The following is a 756-nucleotide window of genomic DNA, read 5'->3' as shown; positions in this document are numbered from 1 at the left end:
TTATATAACCACTAACCACTAACCACTAACCACTAACCACTAACCATTAACTAATTGAAGTTGATTAAGGAGCCATTCGATCGCCCTTTCTACATCTACAACTTGTTCAACGGCTGGCTGTGGCTTGCGCTGTACCATTACTACTGGTATCCCCAATTCCCTAGCTGCAACAATCTTGGCATAAGTCGCATCGCCGCCACTGTTCTTGCTGGCGATCGCATCAATCTGATACTCTATTAATAACTTTTGCTCATTTTCCAACGTGAAAGGCCCGCGATCCAACAGCAATTTGCCATTAGGAACTAGAGCCCCGGATGTTGGCGGATCGATCGTCCGCATCAAAAACCAAATATCATTCAGATCGGCATAAGCAGCTAGCTCTTGTCTGCCAATGGTCAGAAATACGCGCTTTGCCTGTTTAGATAATACTATTGCCGCTGCTTCATTGCTCTCAACTTCAATCCAGCGATCGCCCTCTTGTTTCTGCCAAGGCGGACGTACTAACATCAGAAAAGGTAAGTTACATTCCTTAGCAGCTTCCGCAGCATTAAAGGAAATCTGAGCTGCATAAGGATGAGTAGCATCAATCAAGAAATTGATTTCGCGATCGCGCAAGTAAGCAGCCAGTCCTGCTACACCCCCAAATCCACCAATCCGCACATTACCTATTAAAGCATGAGGTTGTCGGGTACGGCCTGCTAGGGAAGTAATGACCTCTAGCCCGGAAATAACCGACGCTCTTGCTGCTAGTTTAGT

General features: G+C 46.2%; 1 protein-coding gene. It reads right to left on the bottom strand.

Translation table 11 applies throughout. The features are described 5' to 3' along the window. Window positions 1-39: 39 nt before the first annotated feature. The coding region (locus OSCI_RS09350; protein WP_039961999.1) for a cobalt-precorrin-6A reductase at window positions 40-756 on the bottom strand (717 nt) is incomplete at its 5' end.

Origin of the sequence: Kamptonema sp. PCC 6506 (assembly GCF_000180455.1) — a bacterium.
Taxonomy (GTDB): Bacteria; Cyanobacteriota; Cyanobacteriia; order Cyanobacteriales; family Microcoleaceae; genus Kamptonema; species Kamptonema formosum.
This window is presented reverse-complemented; position numbering and strand designations above follow the sequence as displayed.